The organism is Leucobacter sp. Ag1, assembly GCF_000980875.1.
GTDB lineage: Bacteria > Actinomycetota > Actinomycetes > Actinomycetales > Microbacteriaceae > Leucobacter > Leucobacter iarius.
Genome location: NZ_LAYO01000111.1, coordinates 42,935 through 55,786, shown reverse-complemented (window position 1 = coordinate 55,786; position 12,852 = coordinate 42,935). Strand labels below are relative to the sequence as shown.

At 71.6% G+C, this 12,852-nt stretch carries 12 protein-coding genes and 2 tRNA genes; 3 read left to right on the top strand and 11 right to left on the bottom strand.

What is annotated here, in order from left to right; all coding sequences use genetic code 11:
* The first annotated feature begins 56 nt into the window (after positions 1-56).
* On the top strand, positions 57-1,274 hold the full coding sequence (locus XM48_RS15865; RefSeq protein ID WP_046456816.1) for an aminotransferase class I/II-fold pyridoxal phosphate-dependent enzyme: 1,218 nt from the start codon (positions 57-59) through the stop codon (positions 1,272-1,274).
* Here the strand turns inward: XM48_RS15865 and XM48_RS15860 are convergent.
* The 6 genes from XM48_RS15860 to serS form a co-directional block, all read right to left on the bottom strand.
* The gene (locus XM48_RS15860; protein WP_052961573.1) at positions 1,271-1,960 is read right to left on the bottom strand and encodes an SOS response-associated peptidase family protein; all 690 of its coding nucleotides are present in this window, start codon (positions 1,958-1,960) and stop codon (positions 1,271-1,273) included. The two genes, XM48_RS15865 and XM48_RS15860, sit on opposite strands and share 4 nt — an antisense overlap.
* A gap of 108 nt (positions 1,961-2,068) precedes the next feature.
* Positions 2,069-2,160 (bottom strand) — tRNA-Ser (locus XM48_RS15855).
* A gap of 109 nt (positions 2,161-2,269) precedes the next feature.
* The gene (locus tag XM48_RS15850; protein WP_046456815.1) at positions 2,270-3,520 is read right to left on the bottom strand and encodes an LCP family protein; all 1,251 of its coding nucleotides are present in this window, start codon (positions 3,518-3,520) and stop codon (positions 2,270-2,272) included.
* Between the two features lie 192 nt (positions 3,521-3,712).
* Positions 3,713-3,800: transfer RNA gene (locus XM48_RS15845), tRNA-Ser, on the bottom strand.
* Between the two features lie 10 nt (positions 3,801-3,810).
* A complete protein-coding gene (locus XM48_RS15840; protein WP_052961572.1) occupies positions 3,811-4,677 on the bottom strand; it encodes an HAD family hydrolase in 867 nt (288 codons plus the stop codon).
* 3 nt (positions 4,678-4,680) lie between these two features.
* Positions 4,681-5,952, bottom strand: coding sequence for a serine--tRNA ligase (gene serS, locus XM48_RS15835; RefSeq protein ID WP_046456814.1), 1,272 nt, complete (start codon positions 5,950-5,952; stop codon positions 4,681-4,683).
* A gap of 81 nt (positions 5,953-6,033) precedes the next feature.
* On the opposite strand from serS, the gene XM48_RS15830 reads away from it, so the two are divergent.
* A complete protein-coding gene (locus XM48_RS15830; protein WP_046456813.1) occupies positions 6,034-7,041 on the top strand; it encodes a diacylglycerol kinase family protein in 1,008 nt (335 codons plus the stop codon).
* Between the two features lie 31 nt (positions 7,042-7,072).
* On the opposite strand, the gene XM48_RS15825 is transcribed toward XM48_RS15830, so the two are convergent.
* The 5 genes from XM48_RS15825 to pgm form a co-directional block, all read right to left on the bottom strand.
* On the bottom strand, positions 7,073-7,423 hold the full coding sequence (locus tag XM48_RS15825; RefSeq protein ID WP_046456812.1) for a hypothetical protein: 351 nt from the start codon (positions 7,421-7,423) through the stop codon (positions 7,073-7,075).
* A gap of 116 nt (positions 7,424-7,539) precedes the next feature.
* The gene (locus XM48_RS15820) at positions 7,540-8,691 is read right to left on the bottom strand and encodes a hypothetical protein (RefSeq protein WP_046456811.1); all 1,152 of its coding nucleotides are present in this window, start codon (positions 8,689-8,691) and stop codon (positions 7,540-7,542) included.
* Positions 8,688-9,101 carry a PadR family transcriptional regulator gene (locus tag XM48_RS15815; protein WP_084821239.1) on the bottom strand — a complete coding sequence of 138 codons (414 nt, stop codon included), beginning with the start codon at positions 9,099-9,101 and terminating at the stop codon, positions 8,688-8,690. The genes XM48_RS15820 and XM48_RS15815 overlap by 4 nt, the downstream gene beginning before the upstream one ends.
* Before the next feature lie 104 nt (positions 9,102-9,205).
* A complete protein-coding gene (gene pheA / locus XM48_RS15810) occupies positions 9,206-10,165 on the bottom strand; it encodes a prephenate dehydratase (RefSeq protein ID WP_046456810.1) in 960 nt (319 codons plus the stop codon).
* A gap of 60 nt (positions 10,166-10,225) precedes the next feature.
* Positions 10,226-11,878 (bottom strand): phosphoglucomutase (alpha-D-glucose-1,6-bisphosphate-dependent), encoded by a 1,653-nt coding sequence (gene pgm / locus XM48_RS15805; RefSeq protein WP_046456809.1) that lies wholly within the window; start codon positions 11,876-11,878, stop codon positions 10,226-10,228.
* A 186-nt stretch (positions 11,879-12,064) separates the two neighbouring features.
* Here pgm and XM48_RS15800 point away from each other — a divergent pair, with 186 nt between their 5' ends.
* On the top strand, positions 12,065-12,808 hold the full coding sequence (locus tag XM48_RS15800) for an HAD-IIA family hydrolase (RefSeq protein ID WP_046456953.1): 744 nt from the start codon (positions 12,065-12,067) through the stop codon (positions 12,806-12,808).
* The last annotated feature ends 44 nt before the right edge of the window (positions 12,809-12,852 follow it).

The following is a 12,852-nucleotide window of genomic DNA, read 5'->3' as shown; positions in this document are numbered from 1 at the left end:
TTCTCCGTGCGACGCGGGTGCCCGGTGCGGCAGACCCCTGCTCTTAGACTGGGGCGATGACCGAACGTTGGCGCACCGTCGCAGCAGCCACCGGCCTCGCCGCTCCCGACGGCACGACCCGGCCGACCGTCTTCGCCGAGATGAGCGCGCTCGCCGCGCGCACGGGCGCCGCGAACCTCGGGCAGGGCTTCCCCGACGCCGATGGCCCGGAGTGGATCCGGGAGGCCGCGGTCGCCGCGATCCGCGCGGGCGCGAACCAGTATCCGCCCGGGCGCGGGATCCCCGAGCTGCGGGCCGCGATCGCACGGCACCAGCAGCGGCACTACGGCCTGGAGCTGGATCCCGATACCGAGGTGCTCGTCACGGCCGGCGCGACCGAGGCCCTCGCGACCGCGGTGCTCGCGCTCGCGGGCCCCGGCGACGAGGTCATCACCCTCGAGCCGTTCTTCGACTCGCACGCCGCGAACATCGCGATGGCCGGCGCGACCCACGTCCCCGTTCCGCTCGTCCCGGGCCCCGACGGATTCCGCGTCGACCTCGAGGCGCTGGAACGCGCCGTCTCCCCGCGTACCCGACTGATCCTGCTGAACACGCCCCATAATCCGACCGGAGCCGTGCTGAGCGCGGACGAACTGGCGGCCATCGCACGAGCGGCCGTCGCCGCCGACGCGATCGTGCTCTCCGACGAGGTCTACGAGCACCTCACCTTCGACGGCGCGACCCACGTGCCCATCGCGACCCTTCCGGGGATGCGCGAGCGCACGCTCACCGTCTCGTCGGCAGGAAAGACCTTCTCGCTCACCGGGTGGAAGATCGGGTGGATCTCGGGACCGGCCGAGCTGATCGAGGCGGTGCTCGCGATCAAGCAGTTCACGACCTTCGTCGGCGGAGCGCCCTTCCAGCCGGCGGTCGCCCGCGCGCTCGACGAGGGCGATCCCGATGTCGCGGCGCTGCGCGACGACCTCGACGCTCGGCGCGCGTTCCTCGTCGACGGCCTGCGACGGGCCGGCTTCGACGCGGTGGTCCCGTCGGGCACCTACTTCGTCTGCGCGGACGCCACGGCGCTGCTGGGGTCGCACGCGGACGGCGCCGCCTTCGCCCGGGCGCTGCCCGAGGCCGCGGGCGTCGCGACGGTCCCGCTGTCGGCGTTCTGCGTGCCGGGTTCCCCGACTGCGACCGCGCTCGCGCCCTGGCTGCGGTTCACCTTCGTGAAGGATCGGGCGACCCTCGAGACCGCGGTGGAGCGCCTGCTCGCCTACGCGGCGTCCCGCTAGAGCTCGAAGAGCGCCGGGACCCGATCCAGCCGCTCGGCCCCGGGTTCCGGCTCCGCGCCCACGATCGTCCGGCACAGGGCCTCGGAGGACGCGACCGCGCGCACGACCAGTTCCTGGTCGCCGGGTCGATCCGCGGCGAGCCACTCGTCGTGCATCGACTCGGGCAGGATCAGCGGCATGCGCGCCTCACCGCGCGACGACAGCACCGATGCGGCTGCTCCGACACCCGCGCGCGTCACCATCGAATAGGTGACCAGCGGGCTCCCATCGTGCTGCGGCACCGTGCTCGTGATCGCGGCGATCCCGAACGGCTCGCCGTCGAATCCGAACCGCACTCCCTGCTCCCGGTACCAGGTGGCCGGCAGGATCGCGCGCTGCTGGAACGGAGCCCGCCAGCTGCGCATCAGCGCGTCGTCGCGCGAGTTGAAGGCACTGAAAGATGCCGGGGCGCCGTTCTGCCACAGCCACCACCAGGCCGGGTCCACGCGCCGCTCGCCGGCGATCTCGTGCACCAGCGGGTTCAGGTTGCGGGCCTTCCGCCGGGTGATCTGCGCGGTTCCGCCGAGCGCGGCGGCCCACTGGCCGAGCCGCTCCGAGTGGACCGCCTCGTCGACCGCGACGAACGAGACGCGGCGCTGCCCGGCCCCGCTCGCGCGCACCTCATCGAATCCGTAGGTGCCGCACATGCCGCCAGCGTATGCCGACTCGGGCGCGGACCACGCGCGACGAGCCGCTGTTCGTCCAGCCGGAACACGAAGAAGCCCCCGCCTGAGCGGGGGCTTCTTCGATGGTGTTGGCGGAGACGGGGGGATTTGAACCCCCGGTCAGGTTTAAGCCCGACCCTTCATTAGCAGTGAAGTCCGTTCGGCCGCTCCGGCACGTCTCCTAGCGTTTGCACGCGAACTCCATCATAGGGGAGGAGGAGGCCCCACGAAAAATCGGCGCGGCGCGGCGACCGTTCCGGCGCGGGATTCCGCGCCGGAACGGATCTCGCGCTAGAGGACGGTCCGCCCCTGCGAACAGGTCTGCGTCGCGCTGCTCTGCCCCGAGATGTTGTCGGGCAGCTTCGTGGTGGTGGGCGGCGTGGTCGTCGAGGGCGTCGTCGTCGACGGGGTCGTGGTGCTCGGCGCCTGCGTGGTCGCCGGGGGCGCGGTCGTCGTGGGCGTCGGCGTACCGCCCTCGGTCTGGACGCCCTCGCCGACCTTCGCCACCTCGAACGGCTTGCCGCTCTTGAGGATGTCGAACAGCGTGGTCGCCGACGCCTCGTCGGGAGTGAGGCGGCCCTGCTGGTACGGGTGCGGGAAGCTCGGGTACTGGACGAAGGTGATGCGATCCAGGTCGATGTCCTTCACCGTGCCCGCGAGGGCCTGCAGGAACCCGGCGGACGCCATGTTGCTGGTGAGCTTGATGTTCTCGACGCCGGCCTTCGCGAGCGCATAGACCTTCAGCGGGTTCGACAGCGTGTCGGCGCTCTTCATCTTGCGCACGAGGCTCGACATGAAGATCTGCTGGTTGCTGATGCGGCTCGTGTCGCCGCCGTCGCCGACGCCGTGGCGGGTGCGCAGGAACTGCAGCGCCTCCATGCCCTTGAGCGTCACCTCGCCCTTCGGCAGGTCGAGGTCGGTGTTCGGGTCGACGATGGGTTCGGCGAGGCAGACCTCGACGCCGCCGAGCGCGTTCGACATGCCGATCACGCCGTCGAAGGTGATGAGCCCGCCATAGGGGATCTTGAGTCCGGTGAGCTGCTCAATCGTGAGCATCACGCAGGGCAGACCGCCCTCGGAGAGCGTGGAGTTCAGCTGCTGCTCGCTCATCGCCGGCAGCTCGCCCCCGCCGGGGGCCGGACAGCTCGGGATCGGGATCATGAGGTCGCGGGGGAAGCTGATGACGGTCGCGCTCTTGTGATCGGCGGACACGTGCAGCAGCAGCGTCACGTCGTTGAGCTCGCCCGTCTCGCCGTCGTTGATCGCCTGCCCCTGCCGGGAGTCGGATCCGACGAGCAGGATGTTGACCTCGCCCTTCAGCGAGTCCTCGCCCGCGGCGACGGCGTCGGGGCCGTCGACCGTGTGCACGCTGGTCGCGAGGCCCCAGACCGCGTAAGCGGCGATGGAGGCGCCGCTGAGCAGCACGACGACGGCCATGGTGAGCAGGATCCGGCCGGAGTTCAGCCAAGCGCTCGAACGCCGGAGCTTGCCGTGCCGAGCGCTCGCCCACTCCCCTGCCGCGTCCCGCCGCCGTTTCGCCATGCCGTTCGATTCCCCACCTGTCGGATCGCGCGCCGCCGCAAGATTCCGGCGGAGACGCGCATACGTCAGAACGAGAGTACCGGAGGATCCTGGGGGTCGGCCCGCCCCGGGCGAGCTCCCAGGCGAACGCGACGAACGCCTGGGAAACGGGGAACGCCCGGTCAGAACCGCGTTCTGACCGGGCGTTCGCAGCGGTGGGTAGGGGATTTGAACCCCTGAGACGGGGTTACCGCCTGCTTGTTTTCAAGACAAGTTCCTTCGGCCGCTCGGACAACCCACCGCAGAAGAGCTTAGCCGAGGAGCGCGGGGAACCGGTCGCGCAGCGCCTCGAACAGGCCGTCCTGGTCGACCGGAGCCGTGACGCGACCCGCTTCGGCCCGCACATCGGCCACCGCCTGGCCCATCGCGACCGAGTCGCCGTGGCGCCCGGCCCACTGCAGCATGTCGATGTCGTTGCGACCGTCGCCCGCCGCGAAGACGCGGGAGCGGTCGATGCCGACGCGGGAGCGCACGACCTCGAGCGCACTCGCCTTGGTCACCCCGCTCGGCGCGATGTCGAGCCACGAGGTGCGGCCGACCGCGTACGACACGTGGGTGAGCCCGAGCGTCTCGACGGCGCTCAGGAACTCCTCGAGGCGGTGGTCGGGCGAGACGACGACCACGCGCGAGGCCTGCACGCCGAGCAGTTCCTCGAACGGCACCTGCCGCTGCTGCGACGGCAACGTCCCCGTGGGGATCGGCTCGGTGTAGAGGAACCCGCCGCTCGCGAGCTCGACCGCGAACCGCGCGGTGACGAGCTGCGCTCGGATCTTGACGAGCGCCTCGCTCGGGTCGAACGCTTCGACGTACTCGCGGCGGTAGGCGCGCGGCGCCAGCGCGTCGCGGTGCAGCGTCACGGCACCGTTCGCGGCGATCACCCACTCGGGCTTGATCCGCAGCGCCTCGACGACCGGCAGCGTCGCGTCGACTGAGCGCCCGGTCGCGATGACGACCTCGTGCCCGGCGGCGTGCAGCGCACGGATCGCGTTCCCGGCCCGCTCGGGAATCTGGTCGTCCCAGTCGGTCCCGGCGGTGCCGTGGTGTTCGTTGTCGAGCACGGTCCCGTCGAGATCGAGCGCGATGAGGTGGCGCTCGTTCGCCGCGATGCCGGCCGCCACGGTCTAGGCTCCCGCGATCGGGGTCAGCACTTCGAGTCCGCCGAGGTAGGGACGCAGCGCTTCGGGCACGCGCACGCTGCCGTCCGCCTGCTGGTGCGTCTCGAGGATCGCGACGATCCACCGCGTGGTCGCCAGCGTGCCGTTCAGCGTGGCGACCGGAGCGGTCTTGCCGCTCTCGCCGCGGAACCGGGTCGAGAGCCGCCGCGCCTGGTAGGTCGTGCAGTTGCTCGTCGAGGTGAGCTCACGGTAGGTGCCCTGGGTCGGGATCCACGCCTCGATGTCGAACTTGCGCGCCGCGCTGGATCCGAGGTCGCCGGCGGCGACGTCGATCACGCGGTAGCTGAGCTCGAGCGCCTGCAGCATCTCCTCCTGCCAGCCGACCAACCGGTCGTGCTCGGCCTCGGCCTCGGCGGGGTCGGCGTAGACGAACATCTCGAGCTTGTTGAACTGGTGCACGCGCAGGATGCCGCGGGTGTCTTTTCCGTGCGAGCCCGCCTCGCTGCGGTAGCAGGTGGACCAGCCGGCGTAGCGCAGCGGACCGCCCGCGAGATCGATGATCTCGTCGGAGTGGAACCCGGCGAGCGCGACCTCGCTCGTTCCGGTGAGGAACAGGTCCTGATCCTTCAGGTGGTAGACCTCGTCGGCGTGCTCGCCGAGGAAGCCCGTGCCCTGCATGATCTCGGGCTTGACCAGCGTCGGCGTGATGAGCGGCGTGAATCCGTTCGACAGCGCGCGGTCGAGCGCCATGTTCATGAGCGCGATCTCGAGGCGCGCGCCGATGCCGCTCAGGAAGTAGAAGCGAGCGCCCGAGACCTTGGCCCCGCGCTGCATGTCGATCGCCCCGAGCATCTCGCCGAGCTCGAGGTGGTCGCGCGCCTCGAAGTCGAAGCTCGGCACCTCGCCGACCTCGCGCAGCGTCACGAAGTTCTCCTCGCCGCCGATGGGGACGCCGTCGACGACGACGTTCTCGATGCGCATCGCGGCCGCCGAGAACTCCTCGTCGCGGGCCTTGGCCAGCGCTTCGGCCGCCTTGACCTGGGCCGCGAGCTCCTGAGCCTGCGCGATCAGCGCCGGCTTCTCGTCCTTCGAGGCGGACTTGACCCGGGAGCCGAACTCCTTCTGCTCGGCACGCAGGCGCTCGAACTCGGAGAGGGCGCTGCGCCGGGCCTCGTCTGCTGCGACGGCCCGGTCCACCACCGCCTCGTCGTTTCCGCGCGCGCGCTGGGAGCGCTTGAGCTGCTCGGGATCGGTGCGGAGGAGTACTGGATCGATCACGAGCCCAGTCTAGCCAGCCGGACGCCGGATCCGGGCGGAGCGTCCAGGCACGGACGGGTCCCGGCGCGGTAGTTTGGGCGCATGACCCGAACGCCCGCGCGCACGCAGCCCGCCGCGGCGGTGGTCTACCAGCCGTTCAAGACCGACATCGTCGCGCTCCGCCGCGAGGTCGGTCGGCAGGAGGCCGAGGCCGGCTGGGCGCCGAGCCGCTGGTACGAGACGGATGCCGACGACGCCGGGGTCGCCGCGACCCGGCAGGCCATCGCCGACGGGGCGAGCGTGATCCTCGGCTCGGGCGGCGACGGCACGATCCGCGCCGTCTCGGAGGCCCTCCGCGGCACCGGCGTCCCGCTCGCCGTGATCCCGCAGGGCACCGGCAACCTCCTCGCCCGCAACATCGGGATCCCGCTGAACGATCTCGGCGCGGCCGTGCGCGCGGCCTTCGGCGGCGCGAACCGCCCCATCGACCTCGGCGTCATGACGATCATCCGCCAGGACGAGAGCGAGGACGAGCACGTGTTCCTCGTGCTCGCGGGCATGGGGCTCGACGCGCGCGCGATCCGCTCGACCAGTTCGTCGCTCAAGAAGCGCGTCGGTTGGCTCGCCTACGTCGACGCCGGACTCCGCACCATGATCCGCGAGTCGCCGCTGCAGATCCTCTACTCCGTCGACGGCAAGGCCTCGAAGTCGCTCTCCGTCTACACCGTCATGATCGGCAATTGCGGGCTGATGCCCGGCGGCGTGCTGCTGATCCCCGACGCCCAGATCGACGACGGGCGGCTCGACGTCGTCGCGCTGCGGCCGCTCGGCCCGTTCTCGTGGCTGCGCATCTGGAACAAGATCGGCTGGGAGAACGGCGTGCTGCGCAAGACGAAGGCCGGGCGCCGGATCATCGACCTCGTGCACGACACCCGCAGCGTCAGCTATCTGCGAGCGAAGCAGTACGCGCTCTCGGTGCGATCGCCCGAGCCGATCCAGCTCGACGGCGACGACTTCGGGCTCGCGCTCGCGGCGAGCGGCGCCGTCGACCCGGGCGCGCTGACCGTGCGCGTGCTCCCGGGCTGGAGCGTGCCCGCGCTCGAGCGCTAGCGGGGATCCCGCGCCTCGGTGCCGGCTCCGCCTACGGGCGCTGGGATCCGGGCAGCGCCGCGCGCACCTCGATCCAGGCGTCGAGCTCGCCCGCGAGCTCGGAGGCGAGTTCGACGACGCGGTCGCGGGTCTCGGCGCGCACCGCCCACACGCGCCCGAGGGGCTTCCCCTCGACCGCGGGATCGCGGTCGCGGGCGACCGGCCCCGGGCCGACCACCACGGCCTGCGACTCGGGCGCGAGCACCTCGGTCCACTCGAGCTCGGAGGTGCTCGCCAACTCGTCCTCGAAGCGGGTCAGGAACGCCGCGATCTCCTCGTGCCACTCGGGGCTGCGTTCGCGGAGCTCGGTCTCGTCGGTGTGCCAGAGCAGCAGGTAGCGCATGGTCGCCTCCTCCGTCGGTCCGGGGCGGCCGGGCCGCGCCCCGGGGTTCCCATCCTCCCAGCGGGGTCCGGCGCTGTCGAGGGGCGGCTCGCGGAACGAACCCGGGGGCGGCGGGATCACGGCTTCGGCGTCGCGGAAGGTGCGGGGGTCTGAGTCGCACTCGTACCGGCCCCCGTCTGCTCCTGCGTCGCGCCTGGCGCCGGGCAGCTCGTCGACAATGGAGCCACCGCATCGCGCGGAGCCGCTGCGATGGGGCCCGCGTCGTCGGATACGGCGTTCCCCTGCGTATCGATCCGTTTTTCGGCGAGCGGGAACACATTCCACGCCCCCGGGTCGGCCAGACGGTTCACGCCGTACTCGATGCTCTGCTGCTTCTGCTCGTCCCAACCTCCGTCGACCTGCTGCCCGTCACCCCAGGGGCCGCCCGTGGTCGTGGTCAGCGGTCGACCGTCCTGGTCGAAGAGCCGGACTCCGTCGAGCAGTTTGCCCGAGCAGTCGTAGGCGTAGATGTTCGAAATACGCTGGTCCGCGTTCGCGTTCAGGCCGGGCTCCCCCTGCGGCTGCTCCGACACATCGGAGGAGACGACGCCCAGGTTCGCGATGCTCCCGAGCAGGAACACCAGCGCGAACACAGCGATGACATCGCCTGCTCGGCGGAGCCAGACCATCCATCGCTTCGGCAGCCACTTGCCGCTCCCCCACTGCACGCTCAGCACGGTCGTGACAAGTCCGAGCAGCACGGCGACGAACATCGAGCGCGGGTACGGAAAGCCGTAGACGTCGACGATGAATCCGGTGAAGAACATGATGGCGAACGCCACCCCCAACCCGCGGAGCACCCACCAGACCGGCCGCAGCGAGCGGATGAAGTCCCAGATCCCCTTGCGCGCCGCGGTCGCTTCGGCCCAGTCGCTGAGCCGCGCCTCGACGGCATCGGCGCGCTCCCGGAGCGTACGCCGGGGCCGGGCACCGGTCGCCTCGCCGCGCGGCGGCAGGCCCGCGGCCCGGCGCAGCTCCTCGGCGTAAGCGATCGGGTCGCCGGGCTCCCCGCCATCCGCGATGCGCTCGACGAGGTCGGCCTCGAGTCCGTCGAGGAGCTCGTCCCGCTCATCGGCGGGGAGATCGGCGAGCTGGGCGCGCACCGCGTCGGCGAATGCCGCAGCGCGGTCGGCGGCGGCACCGGGGCCGGTTTCAGCCCCGGGTCCGGTCCCGATCCCAGCGATCGGTCGCGTCGGAGCGGTCTGGTCGGAGGCGGTGGTGGCGTTCATGCGTCGACTCCCGTCGTGAGCGGCTGGGGTTCTGAAACGATCTGGGGTTCCGGGGTCTGCTGCGGCGCGGCAGCCGGCCGACCGGATCGCGGGTCGCCCGCCACGAGCTCGGTGAGCACGGCGGAGAATCGGAGCCACCCGGCCCGCTGCTCGTCGAGCAGGGCACGCCCTGCAGGGGTCATGCTGTAGTACTTGCGGTGCGGGCCGCCCTCGGACGGCACCACGTAGGTGGAGAGCGCGCCCGCGGCGTAGAGCCGTCGCAGGGTGCCGTACACCGAGGCGTCGCCGACCTCTTCGAGGCCCGCGTCGCGCAGGCGCCGCACGACGTCGTAGCCGTATCCGTCCTCGTGCTGCACGACGGCGAGCACCGCGGCATCCAGCACGCCCTTGAGCAGTTGGGTGGGATCCATCGCGTTCCTCACGTTTCTTCCGTTGCGCACTAGTGTGCATTACACAATAGTGCGCCGTCAAGAACTCTTGAAGACACCGACCCCCGGGCGGCCCGCGCGGGCGGTTACCCCTCGCCGTCGGCGGTACCCTCGATCACGCCGCGCAGCCAGTCGCGCGCATCGCGGAACGTGCCGTCATCGTGCGCGTCGCGGATCGACGCCGCGATGCGGTCGGCTCGCGGGTACGAGCCGAGGAACACCACGTTGGGACTGAAACGCTTCACGCCGAGCAGCGCATCGGCCACTCGCTCGTCCTTCACGTGCCCCTCGGCGTCGATCACGAAGCGGTACCTGCCCATGCGGTCGCCGATGGGCCGCGACGCGAGCAGCGTCAGGTTGACCCCGCGGGTCGCGAACTGCTCGAGCAGATCGAGCAGGGCGCCGGACCGGTCGTCGGGCAGCTCCACGATCAGCGAGGTCTTGTCGGCACCGGTCGGCTCGCCGACGGGCACGGTTCGGCTGACGAGCACGAAGCGGGTCTCGGCGTCGAGATTCTCGGCGATCCCCTCGGCGAGCACCTCGACTTCGTAGTGGTCGGCGATACCGGGCGGCGCGATCGCGGCGTCGATCCCCTTCTCGGGGTCGAACAGGTCGGCGGCCGCCTGCACGTTCGAGGTGGCCTGCAGGTGGCGATGCCCCGGAGCGTTGCCGTCGAGCCAGGCGCGGCACTGCCCGTAGGCGACCGGGTGCGCGGCGACGACCTCGACGTCCTCGAGGCGGACCCCGGGCCGCGCCACGAGCACGAAGCTCACGGGCACGAGGTACTCCCCCACGATCCGCAGGTCGGGGATCGTGGCGAGCGCGTCCTGCGCGACGGTGACGCCACCGTCGATCGAGTTCTCGATCGCGATCATCGCGGCGTCGCTCACGCCCGTGACGACATCGTTCAGCGCCTCGCCGAGGTTCGCCACCGGCCGCCAGTCCTCGCCGACCGCCTCGGGCACCTGCTTGAGCGCGGCCTCGGTAAAGGTTCCGGCCGGGCCCAGGTAGCTGTACCGGCGTGATCCTGCGGGGCGCTCGTTCATGGGGTCAAGCGTACCCACCCCGCGGCGACGAGCATGCGGCGAGCGCCGCAGCAGTTCGGGCTATGCGCCGAGCACTCGGTCGACGAGTCGGCGCGCGGCCTCCTGCACCTGCGCGAGGTGCTCGGGGCCGCGGAACGACTCGGCGTAGATCTTCATGACGTGCTCGGTGCCCGAGGGGCGCGCGGCGAACCAGGCGTGCTCGGTCTGCACCTTGAGGCCGCCGATGCCCGCCCCGTTCCCTGGAGCGGTCGTGAGTACCGCGGTGATGGGATCGCCCGCGAGCTCGGTGTCGGTCACGTCGGACGGGGCGAGGGCCGCGAGGCGGGCCTTCTGCTCCGGCGTCGCGGGGGCGTCCACGCGCGCGTAGGCGGGGTCGCCGAGCCGGTCTGCGAGCTCCCGGTAGCGCTGCGAGGGCGACTGCCCGGTGACGGCCTGGATCTCGGCGGCCAGGAGGCAGAGCAGGATCCCGTCCTTGTCGGTGCTCCAGGGTGCGCCGTCGAAACGCAGGAAGGAGGCCCCGGCGCTCTCCTCGCCGCCGAACACGACCGAGCCGTCGACGAGCCCGGGGACGAACCACTTGAATCCGACCGGCACCTCGAGCAGCGTGCGCCGGTGCGCGGCGACGACGCGGTCGATGAGCCCGGAGGAGACGAGGGTCTTGCCGATGCCCGCTTCGGGCGCCCAGTCGGGCCGGTGGCTCAGCAGGTAGTCGATGGCGACCACGAGGAAGTGGTTGGGGTTCATGAGGCCGGCGTCGGCGGTGACGATGCCGTGGCGGTCGGCGTCGGCGTCGTTGCCCGTGACGAGGTCGAAGTCGTCCCGGTAGCCGGTCACGGTCGACATGACCTGCGCCGAGGAGGGATCCATGCGGATCTTGCCGTCCCAGTCGAGGTGCATGAACGACCAGCGCGGGTCGACCCCGGGGCCGAGCACGGTGAGGTCGAGCTCGTAGCGGTCGCGGATCGCGGCCCAGTAGGCGACGCTGGCACCGCCCAGCGGGTGCGCACCGATGCGCAGCCCCGAACGGCGGATCGCGTCGAGGTCGATGACGCGGTCGAGCGATTCGACGTACTCGCCGAGGAAGTCGTAGCGGCCGACGGGCTCGCCCGCGACCGAGTCGCGACCGGCCCGCGGGATCGCGTCGACGCCCCGCTCGAGCAGTTCGTTCGCACGGCGAGCGATCCAGCCCGTCGCGTCGGTGTCGGCGGGGCCGCCGTGCGGCGGGTTGTACTTGAATCCGCCGTCGCGCGGCGGGTTGTGGCTCGGGGTGACGACGATGCCGTCGGCCCGATCGGGATCGGCGGCGTCGCGGCCGCGGTTGTGGGTGAGGATCGCGTGGCTCACCGCGGGGGTCGGCACGTAGATCTCATCGCCCGTGCCGGAGCGGGCGAGCACGCGGACGCCCGCGGCGGAGAGCACCTCGCGGGCGATCCGCTCGGCGGGCGCGGAGAGCGGGTGTGTGTCGGCGCCGAGGAAGAGCGGCCCCGCGATGCCCTGCTCGGCGCGGTACTCGGCGATGGCCGCGCTCATCGCGATGATGTGGGCGGCGTTGAAGGACCCGTCGAGCGAGGACCCGCGGTGCCCGGAGGTGCCGAACACGACGCGCTGCGCCGGATCGCTCGGGTCGGGGACGCGCTCGTCGAACGCGGCGAGCAGCGCTTCGAGGTCGACGAGGTCCTCGGGGCGCGCGGGTGCGGCGGCTCGGTCGTGCATGGATCCAGTCTCCCACCGGTCCCCCGCAGAACCGGTGAGGCCGCGCGGCACCGCGCGTTCACCGGCCGGGACTACTCTGTGGCTATGAGCGAAGCACGCGACGCCGTCCCGCAGCCCTCGACCGAGACCGCCCCCGCCGGCGCGGAGGCGCACCCCCGCGCCCGGATCGAGTGCTGGCTCACCGACATGGACGGCGTGCTCGTGCACGAGAACCGCGCGATCCCGGGCGCCGCCGAGCTGATCGGGCGCTGGCAGGCGGACGGTACTCCGTTCCTCGTGCTGACGAACAACTCGATCTTCACCGCCCGCGATCTCAGCGCCCGGCTCTCGGCGTCGGGCCTCGACGTCCCCGAGGACCGCATCTGGACGAGCGCGCTCGCCACCGCGGCGTTCCTCAAGCAGCAGAAGCCCGGCGGTTCGGCGTTCGTGATCGGCGAGGCGGGGATCCTCACGGCGCTGCACGATGCGGGCTACGTGATGACCGAGACCGATCCCGACTTCGTGGTGGTCGGCGAGACCCGCAACTACTCGTTCGAGGCGATCACCAAGGCGATCCGCCTGATCGAGCGCGGCGCGCGCTTCATCTCGACGAACCCCGACGCCACGGGGCCGAGCCCCGAGGGGCCGCTTCCCGCGACGGGCGCCATCAACGCGCTCATCACCAAGGCGACCGGGCGCGAGCCCTACATCGTGGGCAAGCCGAACCCCATGATGTTCCGCTCCGCCCTCAACCGGATCGGCGCGCACTCCCACAACACCGCCATGATCGGCGACCGGATGGACACCGACGTGGTCGCGGGCATGGAGGCGGGCCTGCACACGGTGCTCGTGCTGACCGGCATCTCGGATCAGCAGGAGATCGAGCGGTTCCCGTTCCGCCCCGACGAGGTGCTCGGATCCGTCGCGGAGCTGCTCGACCCGATCGCGTAGCGCGCGGATCCCCGCGGATCCGATACGCCGACGATACGCGCGGG